Origin of the sequence: Nakamurella deserti (assembly GCF_003260015.1) — a bacterium.
GTDB classification, from domain to species: domain Bacteria; phylum Actinomycetota; class Actinomycetes; order Mycobacteriales; family Nakamurellaceae; genus Nakamurella; species Nakamurella deserti.
On the sequence record NZ_QCXS01000002.1, the window covers coordinates 1,987,892 to 2,002,648 of the forward strand.

16 protein-coding genes are annotated in these 14,757 nt (G+C 73.5%); 10 read left to right on the forward strand and 6 right to left on the reverse strand.

The window, feature by feature from the left end; translation table 11 throughout:
- Positions 1 to 31 precede the first annotated feature (31 nt).
- Complete coding sequence (locus DB033_RS09025) at positions 32 to 1,705, forward strand: serine/threonine-protein kinase (RefSeq protein WP_205843734.1); 1,674 nt, start codon at positions 32 to 34, stop codon at positions 1,703 to 1,705.
- 16 nt (positions 1,706 to 1,721) lie between these two features.
- On the opposite strand, the gene DB033_RS09030 is transcribed toward DB033_RS09025, so the two are convergent.
- Together DB033_RS09030 and DB033_RS09035 are read right to left on the reverse strand one after the other, a co-directional pair.
- The gene (locus DB033_RS09030) at positions 1,722 to 2,054 is read right to left on the reverse strand and encodes a DUF202 domain-containing protein (protein WP_111766378.1); all 333 of its coding nucleotides are present in this window, start codon (positions 2,052 to 2,054) and stop codon (positions 1,722 to 1,724) included.
- Entirely contained in the window at positions 2,051 to 2,434 is a 384-nt protein-coding gene (locus DB033_RS09035; protein WP_111766379.1) for a YidH family protein, read from the reverse strand. The genes DB033_RS09030 and DB033_RS09035 overlap by 4 nt, the downstream gene beginning before the upstream one ends.
- A gap of 102 nt (positions 2,435 to 2,536) precedes the next feature.
- Between DB033_RS09035 and DB033_RS09040 the strand changes: the two genes are divergently transcribed.
- Entirely contained in the window at positions 2,537 to 3,334 is a 798-nt protein-coding gene (locus DB033_RS09040) for a purine-nucleoside phosphorylase (protein ID WP_111766380.1), read from the forward strand.
- A complete protein-coding gene (locus DB033_RS09045; protein ID WP_240615805.1) occupies positions 3,331 to 5,001 on the forward strand; it encodes a phospho-sugar mutase in 1,671 nt (556 codons plus the stop codon). The genes DB033_RS09040 and DB033_RS09045 overlap by 4 nt, the downstream gene beginning before the upstream one ends.
- A 25-nt stretch (positions 5,002 to 5,026) precedes the next feature.
- Here the strand turns inward: DB033_RS09045 and DB033_RS09050 are convergent, their stop codons facing one another.
- Complete coding sequence (locus DB033_RS09050) at positions 5,027 to 6,352, reverse strand: polysaccharide deacetylase family protein (protein WP_111766381.1); 1,326 nt, start codon at positions 6,350 to 6,352, stop codon at positions 5,027 to 5,029.
- 489 nt (positions 6,353 to 6,841) lie between these two features.
- Here DB033_RS09050 and DB033_RS09055 point away from each other — a divergent pair, with 489 nt between their 5' ends.
- Positions 6,842 to 7,351, forward strand: coding sequence for a GNAT family N-acetyltransferase (locus tag DB033_RS09055; protein WP_111767370.1), 510 nt, complete (start codon positions 6,842 to 6,844; stop codon positions 7,349 to 7,351).
- 11 nt (positions 7,352 to 7,362) lie between these two features.
- Here the strand turns inward: DB033_RS09055 and DB033_RS09060 are convergent, their stop codons facing one another.
- From DB033_RS09060 to upp, 3 genes are read right to left on the reverse strand one after another with little or no spacing between them, the layout of a single operon-like run.
- Complete coding sequence (locus DB033_RS09060) at positions 7,363 to 8,211, reverse strand: hypothetical protein (RefSeq protein ID WP_111766382.1); 849 nt, start codon at positions 8,209 to 8,211, stop codon at positions 7,363 to 7,365.
- 39 nt (positions 8,212 to 8,250) lie between these two features.
- Positions 8,251 to 8,544 carry a Dabb family protein gene (locus DB033_RS09065; protein ID WP_111766383.1) on the reverse strand — a complete coding sequence of 98 codons (294 nt, stop codon included), beginning with the start codon at positions 8,542 to 8,544 and terminating at the stop codon, positions 8,251 to 8,253.
- 4 nt (positions 8,545 to 8,548) lie between these two features.
- Positions 8,549 to 9,172, reverse strand: coding sequence for a uracil phosphoribosyltransferase (gene upp / locus DB033_RS09070; RefSeq protein ID WP_111767371.1), 624 nt, complete (start codon positions 9,170 to 9,172; stop codon positions 8,549 to 8,551).
- Between the two features lie 115 nt (positions 9,173 to 9,287).
- On the opposite strand from upp, the gene deoC reads away from it, so the two are divergent.
- From deoC to DB033_RS09100, 6 genes are all read left to right on the forward strand, one after another.
- The gene (gene deoC / locus DB033_RS09075) at positions 9,288 to 10,313 is read left to right on the forward strand and encodes a deoxyribose-phosphate aldolase (RefSeq protein WP_111766384.1); all 1,026 of its coding nucleotides are present in this window, start codon (positions 9,288 to 9,290) and stop codon (positions 10,311 to 10,313) included.
- Complete coding sequence (locus DB033_RS09080; RefSeq protein ID WP_205843735.1) at positions 10,313 to 11,752, forward strand: aldehyde dehydrogenase family protein; 1,440 nt, start codon at positions 10,313 to 10,315, stop codon at positions 11,750 to 11,752. Before deoC ends, DB033_RS09080 begins: the two co-directional genes overlap by 1 nt.
- Positions 11,752 to 12,669, forward strand: coding sequence for an aldehyde dehydrogenase family protein (locus tag DB033_RS09085; RefSeq protein WP_111766385.1), 918 nt, complete (start codon positions 11,752 to 11,754; stop codon positions 12,667 to 12,669). Before DB033_RS09080 ends, DB033_RS09085 begins: the two co-directional genes overlap by 1 nt.
- A gap of 62 nt (positions 12,670 to 12,731) precedes the next feature.
- Positions 12,732 to 12,947, forward strand: a complete 216-nt coding sequence (locus DB033_RS09090; protein ID WP_111766386.1) for a DUF1737 domain-containing protein — start codon at positions 12,732 to 12,734, stop codon at positions 12,945 to 12,947.
- A 31-nt stretch (positions 12,948 to 12,978) separates the two neighbouring features.
- Positions 12,979 to 13,395, forward strand: a complete 417-nt coding sequence (locus DB033_RS09095) for a rhodanese-like domain-containing protein (RefSeq protein ID WP_111766387.1) — start codon at positions 12,979 to 12,981, stop codon at positions 13,393 to 13,395.
- The gene (locus DB033_RS09100; RefSeq protein ID WP_240615808.1) at positions 13,392 to 14,582 is read left to right on the forward strand and encodes an O-succinylhomoserine sulfhydrylase; all 1,191 of its coding nucleotides are present in this window, start codon (positions 13,392 to 13,394) and stop codon (positions 14,580 to 14,582) included. The genes DB033_RS09095 and DB033_RS09100 overlap by 4 nt, the downstream gene beginning before the upstream one ends.
- Positions 14,583 to 14,757 lie beyond the last annotated feature (175 nt).

The following is a 14,757-nucleotide window of genomic DNA, read 5'->3' on the forward strand; positions in this document are numbered from 1 at the left end:
GTGCGGCGTCCGCGTGACCGACAATGGTCCGATGCCGCATCCGGAGCCCGACGAGGACACCGCGCGCCCGGCGACGCCCCCGCCCGCGTCGCCGCGGCAGAACCTGGACCGGGCCGTCGAGGAGACCCGCGCCGACCTGGCCGCGATGCCCCCGGTCGACCCGGCGACCGCCTCCGGGCAGGCGCCGCCGGCAGGCGGCCCGGCGGACCCCGGACCGACCGACGCTGCAGGCCACGCCCCCGTGATGCAGCCGCACCCCGTCCCGCGCACTCCGGCCGGTTCCCGGGTCACGCCGCCGCCGGCGACCCGGCCGGGGCAGGTGCCGTCCGCGGCGCGCCGCCCCGCCGGTGCCGAGCGGGTTCCGGCGGCGGGCCGGATGGTGGCGGACCGCTACCGGCTGGACCGGGTGCTCGGCAAGGGATCGATGGGCACGGTGTGGGCCGCCTACGACGAGGTGCTGCAGCGCCGGGTGGCGATCAAGGAGATCTACATCCCGCAGGGCACCACCGGCACCGAGGCGGCGATGCTCGTCGAGCGGACGCTGCGGGAGGCCCGCGCCATCGCCGCCCTGTCCCATCCGAACGTCATCACCCTCTACGACATCCTGACGCTGCCCGGCGGTCCGGTCATCGTGATGGAGGTGCTGGCCTCGCGCTCACTCGGCGAGGTGATCAAGGAGGCCGGTCCGCTGACCGTCGGGCAGGCCGCCACCGTGGGGCTGGCCGTGGCCGCGGGCCTGGACGCGGCCCACCACGCCGGGATCACCCACCGGGACGTCAAGCCGGGCAACGTGTTGATCGGGGCGGACGGCCGGATCAAGCTGACCGACTTCGGCATCGCCCGCAGCGCGGCCGAGAACCCGATGACCGCAACCGGTCTGCTGCTGGGTTCGCCGGCCTACATCGCGCCGGAGGTGGCGTCCGGGGTCACGGCCGGGCCGCCCGCCGACGCGTGGGGGCTGGGTGCGCTGCTGTTCGTCTGCATGGAGGGGCGACCGCCGTTCGACAAGGGTGCACCGGTGGCCACGCTGATGTCGGTGGTCAACGACCCGGTTCCGCCGGCGGTCCACGCGGCGGCGCTCCGACCGGTCGTCGAGGGTCTGCTGGACAAGGACCCGGCACGCCGATGGACGCTGCGGCGGACGATGTCGGCGCTGCGGCCGTTGGCCGACGATCCGGTGGAGACCCGCCTGGTGTTCGGACCGGTCACCACACCACCGGCCGAGCCGGGATGGCGCGCACCGGCGGGCGCGGGCTTCGGTGACGGCGCCGGCACCGGGACCGCGCGGTCGGCCGGGCCGACCCGCACGGCGGCGATGCGGCCGCCGTGGCTGGACGAGGCCACCGGTCACGGCCGCCCGGGGCTGGCCGCGCCCGGTCTCGCCGCCGCCGGCGGTCCCGCGCTGCCGCCACCGCCGTGGGCCGCGGCGGGCGCCGCCGACCTCGCCCCGCTGCCGCCGGGGCCGGCGGCGACCACGGCCACCCGGGTGCGGCCCGCGCCCGCCGAGCAGCAGGTCCGGGTGCACCCCTCGACGCGGTGGCTGCTGGTCGTCGTCGTCCTGGTCACCGCCGCCCTGATCGGGTACTTCGGGGTCCGGGCCATCGCCGACGCCGTGGCCACCGCGGACGCCGTGCCCACCGCGGGCGCCGTGGCTCCCGACGCCCCGGTCGGCACGGCCGCCACCGCGGGACCGCTGCGGGGCTGACCGCGGGGGCCGTGCGTCAGCGACTGACGGTCACCGCCAGGCCGACCAGGGCCACCGCAAACCCGGCGGCGGCCGTCAGCGCGGGCAACGTGCCGTCCGGCAGGGCGGCTCCGCGGCGGAGGCGGGTGTGCTGCAGCCGGTAGCGCCGCTGGGCCAGGACGAGCAGCACCAGCGACCCGGCGATGCCTGCCCCGCCGACCACCAATCCGAACGGCCCCCACACCTCGGGCAGCAGCCGGGTGCCGGCGAGCGAACCCACGAGCAGCGCGAGCGTGGTGCGCCGCCACGCCAGTGCGGTGCGTTCGGGCTGCAGGCCCGGGTCGAACGGCCGGTCCGCGGGCGTACTCACCGGAGCACGATCGCCAGCAGCACGAGCGCCCCGACGGCGACCAGCGCGACCGCGGCCGGCAGTGCCAGCGTGGGCGCGGGCAGGGGGCGGTCGAGCCGCAGCGACCGCTCGGTACGCAGCCACCCGCGCCAGGCCTGCACCGCGGTGGCGATCCCGGCCGCGATCAGCAGCAGCGACGCCGCCAGCCGCAGCTGCGGCTGAAGCCCCAGGCCGAGCGCCTCGAGGGCCACCCCACCGGCGGTCATCGCCAACGAGGTGCGCAGCCAGGCCAGGAAGGTCCGCTCGTTGGCCAGGGTGAACCGCGGGTCGGGCTCCTCCCCGGCGGCGTACAGCGCGGCCGGGAACCGCCCGTCCGGCGTGTCCACGGGCCGCTCGGCCATCGTCGCGCCCCTCCGTCACCGGCACCGGGCCCGGTCCGGCCCCGCCCGGCGATGGTATGCCGCACCCGGACGGCGCCCGCGGCCCGCGGTTAGGCTCCGTCCATGACCTCCGACCCGTACCAGTCCGCCCAGCACGCCGCCGACGCCCTCGCCGCCGCCACCGGCGTCGACAAGCACGACGTGGCGGTCGTTCTCGGCTCCGGCTGGAAGACCGCGGCCGACCACTTCGACGACGTCACCGCCGAGATCCCGATCGCCGACCTGCCGGGCTTCTCCGCGCCGGTCGTCGAGGGCCACGGCGGCACCCTGCGGTCGGTGAAGGTCGGCGACCGGCAGGTGCTGATGATGCTCGGCCGCACCCATCTCTACGAGGGACGCGGCGTGCAGGCCGTGGTGCACGGCATCCGGACCGCGGCCAAGGCCGGCGCCGAGGTGGTCATCCTGACCAACGCCGCCGGCGGTCTGCGTCCCGGGATGCGTCCCGGCCAGGCGGTGCTGATCAGTGACCACCTCAACCTGACGTCACTGTCCCCCATCGTCGGGCCGACGTTCATCGACCTGACCGACCTGTACTCCGCGCGGCTGCGAGCGGTGGCCCGCGAGGTCGACCCGTCGCTGACCGAGGGCGTCTACGCCCAGCTGCCCGGCCCGCACTTCGAGACGCCGGCCGAGATCCGGATGCTGCAGGGCCTGGGCGCCGACCTCGTCGGCATGTCCACCGTGCTGGAGGCCATCGCCGCCCGCGAGGCCGGCGCGGAGGTGATGGCGCTGTCGCTGGTGACCAACCTGGGTGCCGGGATGACCGGGGAGGCACTGAACCACCTCGAGGTGCTCGAGGCCGGGGCGGCCGCGGCCGAGACGATGGGCGCCCTGCTCGCCGACGTGATCCGCCGGGCGTGACCGCGCCGGACCGCCTCGGCGCCGCGGCCCGCACGGCGGCGATGCGCTGGATCGCCGACGACCCGCACGCCGGCGACCGGGCCGAGTTCCAGCAGCTCGTGAGCCGCGCGCTGGGCACCGAGCAGGCCGCCGTCACCGAGGTCGTCGAGCGGCTGACGCCGCTGACGTTCGGCACCGCCGGGCTGCGGGGACCGCTGCGTGCCGGCCCGGGCGGGATGAACCTGGCCACCGTCCGCCGCACCGCCGCGGGGCTCGCGGCCCACCTGTCCCGCGACGGGGTCCACGGCACGGTGGTCGTCGGCTACGACGGCCGGCACCGCAGCGCCGAGTTCGCCGCCGACGCGGCCGGCGTGCTCGCCGCGGCGGGTTTCACCGCGCTGCTGGCCCCCGGCGCGCTGCCGACCCCGGTCACCGCCTACGCCGTCCGCGCACTGGGCGCGGTGGCCGGGGTGCAGATCACCGCATCGCACAACCCGCCGCAGGACAACGGCATCAAGGTCTACCTGGCCGGTGGGGCGCAGCTGATCTCACCGGAGGACCGGGCCATCGAGGCGGCCATCGCCGCGTCGCGGCCGGCGGTCTCGATCGACGCGTCCGGCACCCCGGCACCGTGGCCCGCCGACCTGCTGGACGACTACATCGCCGCCGCCGCCACCGCCGGCGGGACGGTGCCGCCGACCCCGGTGCGGATCGTGGCGACCGCGCTGCACGGCGTGGGCGGACAGACCCTGGTCCGCACGCTGCGCGCCGCCGGTTTCGACGACGTCCGGGTGGTCGGCGCCCAGGCCGTCCCGGACGGCGACTTCCCCACGGTCGCCTTCCCCAACCCCGAGGAGCCGGGCGCCACCGACCTGCTGCTCGCACTGGCCGAGGAGGCCGGCGCCGACCTCGCGATCGCCAACGATCCGGACGCCGACCGGTTGGCCGTCGGCGCCCGCTTCGTCGACGGCTGGCGGATGCTGTCCGGTGACGAGACCGGCTGTTTGCTGGGTGATTTCCTGCTCGGCCGGTTGGACCGCGCCGCCCATCCCGCGCCGCTGGCGGCGACGACCATCGTCAGCTCGACGCTGCTGCGGTCGGTCGCCGAGGCGCACGACGTCCGGTTCGCCGAGACGCTCACCGGCTTCAAGTGGATCGTCCGGGCCGGTGACGGCGCCGGGACCGGCCTCGTCTACGGCTATGAGGAAGCTCTCGGACTGTGCGTGCAGCCCGACGTGGTGCGTGACAAGGACGGCATCTCCGCCGCGGTCGTGGCCGCGAAGCTGGTCGCCACACTGAAGGCCGACGGCGGCGACATCTCCGGCGCGCTGGACGATCTCGCGCGTCGCTTCGGCCTGCACGTCACCGACCAGCTGTCGTTCCGGGTCGCCGACCTGTCGCTCATCGCCGACGCGATGCGCCGGTTGCGCGCGGACCCGCCGACGACGCTGATGGGCGACCCGGTGCAGGAGTCGCAGGACCTGCTGCCGGCGACCGACGCGCTGATCTACCGCTCCACCCGGCTGCGGGTCGTCGTCCGGCCGTCCGGCACCGAGCCCAAGCTCAAGTGCTACCTGGAGCTCGTCGGGAGCCCGGGCACCGGCGCGGACCTCGGGGGGCAGCGCGCCGCGGCCCGCGCGGACCTGGCGACGCTGCGGGCCGAGCTGACGGCGGCCCTGGGTCTGTGACCCCGGCCCCGAGGGGGCCGCAGGGTCACGAACCGGCGATGGAGGCCGGGCGCTGCGGGTCGAGAACGCTGGTCACGTCGAAGAACTCGCCGAGTACCTGCCGGCCCTCCACGGCGGCCTTCATGCTGATGCCGTCGATGTTGATGCGGGCCTCCCGCAGGTACGCGTCGCCCCACTGACCCCAGGCCGGCACCGAGCCGTCGACGTTGAAGAAGAACGAGTAGCCCTGGCTCTTGAGGTAGTCGAACTTCTCCCCGCGGTAGCCGGGCACACCCGAGATGTCCGCGCCGAACGGGTAGATCAGCAGGTCGGTCGGGCCCACGATCGGTTCCACGTCGGCCTTCCACTTCGCGGTGTCGGCCTGGATGCCGCCCAGCGAGGAGTCGGTGAAGTTGATGTGCCCCCACGAGTGGGAGGCGAACTCCCATCCCTCGGCCTTGAGCGCGTCGGCGACGCCCTTCGCGGTGACGATGTCGGCGTCGAGGTCCGGGTTCTTCCCGGCGTACTCACTGGGCGACGAGCGGTAGCCGAGCACCCCGTTGTAGCCGGTCAACGCGATCACCCCACGGGCACCCTCGTGGGAGAAGTCGGGATGTGCCCGGACGAAGTCGTCGACCATCGGCATGACGTCGTAGGAGCCCTGGGTGGTGACGCCCCGGGCGTCGGTGTAGTTGTTGCGCACGCGCCCGTCCTCGGCGACGAACAGGTCCGTCGCGAAGCCGTCGCCGTCCATGTACTCGTAGTAGGAGACGTCGTCGATGGAGATCACTAACGGCTTCTTGCCCACGGGCAGCGCCAGCGGCTTCGGGGTGACCCGGCCGTCGGTCTCGACGGTGGCCAGCTGATGCGGGCTGACCAGCACGTAGCCCTTGGCGTACAGCTGATCGAGGATCTTCGCGAACTCGGACTGCGTCGCCATGTAGTCCAGGTAGCCCGGGCCGGATTCCGCGTCGTTGAAGGCGCGCTCCGGATCCACCACCAGTGAGTGGAAGAAGATGTGCGGCACCATCGAGTTGTCCGGCCAGACCTCGGTGGCCACCGGGGCGGCGACCGTGGACGTCGCCTCCGCCTCCGACGTCGCCGACGCCGACGCCGACGCCGTCGACGGGGCGGCCGAGGTCTCGGTGGTGGTCGAGGTGGAGGTCGAGGTGGAGGGTGCCTCGCTCGTCGTGGTGGCCGCCGCGCTGGTGGTGGGGTCCGCGGTCGGCGCCACCGTCGTGGTCAGGGTGACCGGCGCCTCGGCCGAGGTCCCCGAGCCGGCGGTGCACGCGGCGAGCCCCAGCGCGGCAGCGGCGAGCAGGACGGCGGTGCGGCGGGCGGTTCTCGGGGCGACCGGGCGGCGTCGGGACATCGGGGAACTCCTGAGTTCGGATCGTCAGCTGTCGGTACTCCCAGGCTGGCACATCCCGGCCGATCCGCCCACCAGGCGCCACCAGCCGGCGCCGGTCGGGTGTGGCCCTCCCGCGCCCGAGCTCCCGCAGAAGCCGGACGACTGCGACGGAGCCCCCTGCGAATTCGGCATCCTCACAGTCGTCCGGCTTCCGGGGGCCGTCAGCGGCCGTCGGTGTCCGGCGGCGACCGCCGGCTCAGGCCATCCCGATCATCACCGGGGTGACCATCGCCGCCAGGACGATCAGCAATCCCAGGGTCAGGGCGGGCATGCTCTGCACGAAACGCTTCACCACGGTGTCCTCCCCCGGCACCGGCGTGTCCGGGCCCTGTCATCACGGTGCGCGCCGCGCCTGAGTGCGGCAGTCGCGTCGGATGTGCGTCGCCTGTGCGAAAACCGGTGGTTGCACCCCCCGTGGGCGGTTACCGTGCGGACGTGTCCGCCCACCCGGTGCTGCGCTCGGCGCGGCTGGAGCTGCGCCCGCTGCGGACCGACGACGTCCCAGCACTGCTGGCCGTGCTGCGCACCGCCGAGGTAGCCCGCTGGTGGGGGCCGATCGGCGACGACGACGTCGACCCGGACGACCCCGACGTCGTCCAGCTCGCCATCCGCAGTTCCGACGACCCGGCCGGGTCACTACTGGGCCTCATCCAGTACGCCGAGGAGACCGACCCGATGTACCGGCACGCCGGCATCGACCTCGTCCTGGACCCGGCCGTCCACGGACGCGGCCTCGGTCGGGAGGCCATCCGGGCCGTGGCCCACCACCTGCTCGACACCCTGGGCCACCACCGGCTCACCATCGATCCGAGCGCCGCCAACGAACGGGCGATCCGGACCTACACCGCCGTCGGCTTCCGCCCGGTCGGGGTGCTGCGCCACTACGAACGCGACCCGGACGGCCGCGGCTGGCATGACGGCCTGCTCATGGACCTGCTGGCCGGTGAGCTGATCGACTGAGGCAGGCGGTGTCAGTCGCCGACCCGTTCCAGCAGCACGGTGGCGCCAGGTGATCCGGCGGTGCGCAGGGTCAGCACGTCCCCCTCCAGCTGCACCGCGGGCTCGTCTTCGACGAACGCCCGGAACCATTCGTCCCAGACGGTGCCGAAGCCCGGCTGGCAGCCGATCGCGGGCACGGTCAGCGGACCGGCGAGGAGCCGACCGCCGCCGACCACCCCGTCCCCGGCCCCGCCCGGACAGCCGCCGAGCATCCCGACACGGCCGTCGGCCAGCCACAGCGCCGGAGTGAGGGGGCCACCGATCGCCGCCACGACGTCGGGGTCGAGATCGCCGGCGCTCACCGACCGCACCTCGTAGGTGCCGGCCGGCGTTCCGGACAGCCGGCCCTCACCCGCCCCGGCCGGCGTCCCGGTGCGCTGCAGCACGACCTGGCGCTCCGGCGGACCGACGGCGCGCAGCGTCATCGACGTCGCGGTGAGGGTGACGGCCGGGTCGTCGGTGAGGAACGGCAGGAAGAACTCGTCCCAGACCGTCGTCGGCGCTCCCGACTCGCACCCGATGGCCGACGACTCGACGAAGTCGACGAACAGCCGTCCGTCCCGCACCGTCGTCTCCGCGGTCCCGCCGGGGCAGCCGCCGTACGTGCCGAACCGACCCTGCTCGACCCAGAACGTCACCGCTGCGGGCACCGGCGGCGTCCCCACCGTGCCGGCCACCCGGTACCAGCCCTCCAGACGATCGACGGCGACTTCCACCGGGGCCGGGAAGCCGGGGCCCGCGCCACCCACGTCCGGGGTGCCGCACCCGACCGCCGCCGTCACCACGGCCAGCACCGCCAGCCCGGGCCCGATTCGCTTCATGCCTCCCGGACGGAACCCACCCGCCGCCGGGTTGCCCGGTCAGGCGTCCGGCACCTCGAACTGGACCCGGGTCACGGCGGCGCAGCGGGCGACGATCGCCTCCCGGTGCCGCAGGTGCTCCGGGTCGACGTCGTAGCGGGCGTACGCATCCGCGCCGGCGAAGTCGTTGACGATGGCGAAGTCCCATCCGCCGTCCCGAAGGCCGGCGTCGAACCCGGTCGTGGACCGCAGCATCCCGGGCAGCCGGAGCGCGTCGATCCCGGCCAGCGCCGCGGTCACCGCCGCCCGGCCGTCCGGTGACGACAGCCGCCCGGTCACCACGTTGCGGATCACCGACTCACACCGCGCCGAACTGCCGGTCCCCGGCGTCCCCGAGTCCCGGCACGATGTAGCCGGAGTCGTTGAGGCGTTCGTCGATCGACGCGGTGACCACCCGCACGCCGAGGTCGGCGTCCCGCAGCGTCACGAGCCCCTCGGGCGCGGCCAGCGCGCAGATCGCGGTGACGTCCGTCGCCCCGCGGGTCAGCAGCAACTGGATCGTGTGCACCATCGACCCACCGGTGGCCAGCATCGGGTCCAGCACGAACACCGGCCGGCCGGCCAGCGACTCCGGCAGCGACTCCATGTACGGCTGCGGCTCCAGCGTCTGCTCGTTGCGGGCGATCCCGACGAAGCCCATCTGCGACTCCGGGATCAGCCGGTGCGCCTGGTCGGCCATCCCGAGCCCGGCGCGCAGCACCGGTACCAGCAGCGGCGGGTTCGCCAGCCGCACCGCGCCGGTCCGGGCCACCGGCGTGTGGATCGGCACCAGGCTGATCGCGAGATCCCGGGTCGCCTCGTAGATCAGCATCAGGGTCAACTCCTGCAGCGCGGCCCGGAAGGTCGCGTTGTCGGTGCGGGCGTCGCGCATCGTCGACAGTCGGGCCTGGGCCAACGGGTGGTCGACCACGACGACGGGCAGCCCGTCGGGAACGGCGTGCGGGGACGGCATCAGCGGACCTCTTCTCCGGCGGCCGGGTCCGGATGCCGGCCGCACTCTCCGGAGCAGTCAACCCTATTGCCGATAGGGTCGGAGCATGAGCTCATCGCAGGCCGATCCGGCCGGAACGCACCCTGAGCCGACCCTCGCTCCGCCACCGTCCGCGCCGCCACCGCCCCCGTCACTGCCGCCGCACCTGTCCGACGCCACCGTGGACGCCGCGTCACTGAAGCGGTTCCTGCACGGGCTGCCCGGCGTCGACCCGGTCGGTCTCGAGCAGCGCAGCGCCGCGCTGGCCACCCGCTCCATCAAGAAGGACAGCAAGCGCCAGGCCATCGACCTGGCGATCTCGATGGTCGACCTGACCACGCTGGAGGGGGCCGACACCGCCGGCAAGGTGCGCTCGCTGTGCGCCAAGGGCCGCCGTCCCGACCCCGACCACCCGGACGTGCCCACCGTCGCCGCGGTCTGCGTCTACCCGGACATGGTCGCCCACGCCGTGCCGCACCTCGCCGGCACCGACGTCGGGATCGCCTCGGTGGCAACGGCTTTCCCGGCCGGCCGGTCGAGCCTGGCGGTCAAGCTGGCCGACACCCGGGACGCGCTGGACGCCGGGGCCACCGAGATCGACATGGTCATCGACCGCGGCGCCATGCTCACGGGCAACTACGGCCTCGTCTTCGACGAGATCGCCGCGGTCAAGGAGGTCTGCGGCGACACCGTCCTCAAGGTCATCCTGGAGACCGGTGAACTGGGCACCTACGACACCGTGCGCCGCGCCTGCTGGCTCGCCCTCCTGGCCGGCGGCGACTTCATCAAGACCTCCACCGGCAAGATCAACCCGGCCGCCACGCTGCCCGTCACCCAGGTGATGCTGCAGGCGGTCCGCGACTTCCACGCCGAGACCGGTGAGCGCCGGTCGGTGAAGGCCGCCGGCGGGATCCGCACCACCAAGGACGCCATCAGGTTCCTGGTGTCGGTGCACGAGGTGGCCGGCCCGGAGTGGTTGTCCCCCCGGTACTTCCGGTTCGGCGCCTCCGGGCTGCTGAACGACCTGCTGATGCAGCGACGCACCCAGACCGACGGCCACTACAGCGGCCCCGACTACGTGACGGTGGACTGATGGACTGGCAGTACGCATCTGCACCCGAGAATGCCTCGATCGGCCGGGTCAAGCCCCGGTACCAGCCGTTCATCGACGGCGTGTTCGCCGACGGCTCCGGCGCCGACGCCCCGACGATCAACCCCGGCACCGGTGAGACGCTGGCGCAGGTCTCGCAGAGCAGCGTGGCCGACGTCGACCGTGCGGTGGGCGCGGCCCGCGCCGCCTACACCGACGTCTGGGGTCCGATGTCGGGCACCGAACGCGGCAAGTACCTGTTCCGGATCGCCCGCGCCGTCGCCGAGCGGTCGCGGGAGCTCGCGGTCGTCGAGACGCTCGACAACGGCAAGCCCATCCGCGAGTCGCGGGACGTCGACATCCCTACGGCCGCAGCGCATTTCTTCTACCACGCGGGGTGGGCCGACAAGCTCGAGCACGCCGGTCTGGGCCCGTCCCCGCAGCCGCTGGGCGTGGCCGGCCAGGTCATCCCGTGGAACTTCCCGCTGCTGATGGCGGCCTGGAAGATCGCCCCGGCGCTGGCCGCCGGCAACACGGTGGTGATCAAACCCGCGGAGACGACACCGCTGTCGCTGTTGGTGCTGGCCGAGATCTTCGCCGACGCCGGCCTCCCGCCGGGAGTGGTCAACATCGTCACCGGGGCCGGCGACGTCGGTGAGGCGCTGGTCAACCACCGCGACGTGGACAAGGTGGCGTTCACCGGCTCGACCGAGGTCGGCAAGCGGATCCAGTCGTCGCTGGCCGGCACGGGCAGGCGACTCACCCTGGAGCTGGGCGGCAAGGCCGCCAACATCGTGTTCGACGACGCCCCGATCGACCAGGCCGTCGAGGGAATCGTCAACGGCATCTTCTTCAACCAGGGCCACGTCTGCTGCGCGGGATCCCGGCTGCTGGTGCAGGAGTCGATCGCCGAGGAGTTCCTCGACAAGCTCAAGGCGCGGATGGCGACGCTGCGGCTGGGCGACCCGATGGACAAGAACACCGACATCGGGGCGATCAACTCCGCCGAGCAGCTGGCCCGGGTGACCGCGCTGGCCGACGTCGGCGACGCCGAGGGTGCGCAGCGGTGGAGCCCGCCGTGCGTGCTGCCGGACCGCGGCTTCTGGTTCCCGCCGACGATCTTCACCGAGGTGTCACAGGCGATGCGGATCTCGCGGGACGAGATCTTCGGACCGGTGCTGGCCGTGCTCACCTTCCGCACCCCCGAGGAGGCGGTGGCCAAGGCGAACAACTCGCCGTACGGCCTGTCGGCGGGGGTGTGGACGGAGAAGGGCTCGCGCATCCTCGGGATGGCCGGCGCCCTGCGGGCCGGCGTGGTGTGGGCCAACACCTTCAACCGCTTCGACCCGGCCGCGGCGTTCGGCGGCTACAAGGAATCCGGCTTCGGCCGTGAGGGCGGCCGGGCCGGACTCGCCGCGTACCTGGACAGTGGAGACTACTGATGGTGGATCAGCAGCAGCCGGAGCCGTCGACCGGCTCCCGGCTCGCGGTGGCCAAGACCTACAAGCTGTACCTGGGTGGGAAGTTCCCCCGGTCGGAGTCGGGCCGGACGTACCCGGTGTTCGACAGTGCCGGCGGCTTCCTGGCCAACGCCGCCCAGGGCTCCCGCAAGGACGCGCGGGACGCGGTGTCGGCGGCACGGAAGGCGTTCGCCGGCTGGTCGGGCGCCACCGCCTACAACCGAGGCCAGGTGGTCTACCGGATCGCCGAGATGCTCGAGGGCCGCCGGGCCGACGTGGCCGAGGTCGTCGCCGCGGGCGAGGGCGTCGACGTGGCGGCCGCCCGGAACACCGTGGACCTGGCCGTCGACCGTCTGGTGCACTACGCCGGCTGGACCGACAAGGTCGCCACCGTCTTCGGCGGGGCCAACCCGGTCGCCGGTCCGTTCTTCGCCTTCTCCGTCCCGGAACCGACCGGTGTGGTCGCCGCGGTCGCGCCGCGGGACGACTCGCTGCTCGGGCTGGTCTCGGTGCTCGCACCGATCGTGTCCACCGGCAACAGCGTGGTCGTCGTCGCGTCGCAGACCCGGCCGCTGCCGGCGATCGTCCTGGGCGAGATCCTGGCGACCTCCGACGTGCCGGGCGGCGTGGTCAACATCCTCACCGGCTCCCCCGCCGAGATGTTCCCCTGGCTGGCCCGCCACGGCGACGTGAACGCGCTCGACCTGACCGGCGCCGACCCCGACCAGCGCGGGTCCTGGGAGCGGGACGCGGCGGGCACCGTCAAGCGCGTCTTCAGCCCGCCGCCGACGGACTTCACCCGCTCCCCCGGAACGGCGCGGCTGCGGGCGTTCCTGGAGACCAAGTCCGTGTGGCACCCGACCGGCTCGCTGTCGCTGTCGGGCGGCTCCAGCTACTGACCCGGGCACCCGGACCGCCGCACTAGCATCGATCGCGCACGCACCCACCGAGGAAGACGCCCATGACAGAGCCCGCGGCCCAGACCGCCCCGAAGTTGACCTACCGCCTGATCACCGGCCCCGACGACGTGACCTTCTGCGAGCGGGTGAGCGCGGCGTTGACCGACGGCTACCGGCTCTACGGCAGCCCGTCGACGACCTTCGACGGCGAGCGGGTCATCAACGCCCAGGCCGTGGTGCTCGACATCGCCGTCGACAACAAGGGTGCTGCGCGATGAGCGCCCGCACGCAGAGCCGGGGAGTGCGGCGATGAGCGACGGTTACGCCGGGGACGTCGATCCCCGGGAGGCCTGGGAGATGCTCGCCACCACCGAGAACGCGGTCCTCGTCGACGTGCGGACCGACGCCGAGTGGCGGTTCGTGGGCGTGCCGGACACGTCGTCGCTGAACAAGGGCGCACTGCTCGTCGAGTGGAACACCGCCGACGGCCGCAACCCCGACTTCCTCGAGGAGCTCGCCGCGCACGGCGTCACGCCGGGCAGCGGACCGGTGCTGTTCCTGTGCCGCTCCGGGGTGCGCTCGATCGCGGCCGCGCAGGCCGCCACCGCCGCCGGCATCACCCCGGCCTACAACATCACCGAGGGCTTCGAAGGCCCGCTGGACGACGCCGGTCACCGCGGCGGCGCCGGTTGGAAGGCCACCGGCCTGCCCTGGCGGCAGTCGTGACCGACCGCGTCCTGCGCCCGGACACCCTCGCCGTCCGCGGCGGGCTGCACCGGAGCAACTTCGAGGAGACCGCCGAGGCGCTGTACCTGACCTCGGGCTACGTCTACGAATCGGCGGGTAGCGCCGAAGCGGCCTTCAAGGGCGACATCGACCGCTTCGTCTACTCGCGGTACGGCAACCCCACGGTCGCCACCTTCCAGGAGCGGTTGCGCCTGATCGAAGGCACCGAGGCGTGCTTCGCCACCGCGAGCGGGATGGCCGCGGTGTTCAACGCGCTGCTCGCCGTGGTGAAGTCCGGCGACCGCATCGTCGCCGCGCGCTCGCTGTTCGGGTCCTGCTTCGTCATCCTGGACGAGATCCTGCCGCGCTACGGCGTGACCACCGAGTTCGTCGACGGCAGCGACCTCGCGCAGTGGGAGAAGGCCCTGTCCACCCCCGCGGCCGCGGTGTTCTTCGAGACCCCGTCGAACCCGATGATGGAGCTCGTCGACATCCGGGCCGTCAGCGACCTCGCCCACGCCGCCGGCGCGAAGGTCGTGCTGGACAACGTCTTCGCCACCCCGGTGCTGCAACGCGGCACCGGGTTCGGCGCCGACATCGTCGTCTACTCGGCGACCAAGCACATCGACGGCCAGGGCCGCGTCCTCGGCGGGGCCATCCTCGGCAGTGCGGAGTACATCGACGGCCCGGTGCAGGACCTGATGCGCCACACCGGCCCGTCGATGAGCCCGTTCAACGCCTGGGTGCTGGTCAAGGGCCTGGAGACGATGAGCATGCGGGTCCGCGCGATGAGCGCGTCGGCGCTGAAGGTCGCGACGTTCATGGAGCAGCACCCGGGGGTGCGCTGGGTGAAGTACCCGCACCTGGAGTCGCACCCGCAGTACGCGTTGGCGAAGGCGCAGATGGAGCTGGGCGGCAGCGTGCTGACGTTCGAGCTCGACGCACCCGCCGACGAGGCGAAGGACCGCGCGTTCCGGATGCTGGACGCCCTCGAGGTCGTCGACATCTCCAACAACCTCGGCGACTCGAAGTCGCTGATCACCCACCCCGCGTCGACGACGCACCGGCGGATGGGCCCGGAGGGCCGCGCCCGCGTCGGCATCACCGACGGGGTCGTCCGGCTGTCGGTCGGTCTCGAGGACGTCGAAGATCTTCTGGAGGATCTGGAGTTCGCCCTCAAGGCGTGAGTCGGGGCGCTCCCGCGGCGGTGGATCCTCCGCGGGGCCCGACCGGCGGCGGACCCGCGTGAGTCGCGTCACCGCAGGTCAGAGCGGGTGTGCGACGCGGGTAATCTGGGAGTCGCAGCGCCGGTCGGCCGCGCTGACGCCTGCCCGGGTCCCGCACGGGCGCGCCCGGCGTCAC